This is a genomic window from Arthrobacter sp. B0427-1-12, assembly GCF_059092905.1.
Genome location: NZ_JBNHIC010000254.1, coordinates 1 through 279 on the forward strand (window position 1 = coordinate 1; position 279 = coordinate 279).

The 279-nt window shown below is 65.6% G+C and carries 1 pseudogene; it reads right to left on the bottom strand.

Going from position 1 to position 279, the window contains the following annotated elements:
- Window positions 1-279, bottom strand: a pseudogene (locus tag AC5RWU_RS24755) (transposase); the annotation flags it as partial.

The following is a 279-nucleotide window of genomic DNA, read 5'->3' on the forward strand; positions in this document are numbered from 1 at the left end:
CGCCCGTCGGTAGCGGGCGTTGATCGACTCGATCACGTTCGTCGTGCAGATCACCGAAGCGGATCTCCACGTCGTACTCGAGGAACGGCACAAACTCCGCCCAGGAGGACTCCCAGAGCTGCACGATCGCTGGATACCGCTGGCCCCACTCGGCCGTGAACTCGGCGAACCGGTCCTTCGCCGCCTGCTCACTCGGTGCGGTGTAGACCGGCTTGAGCGCCTTGACGATCCCGTCGCGGTGCTGCCGGCCGGCGTAACGGAAGCTGTTGCGGATCAGGT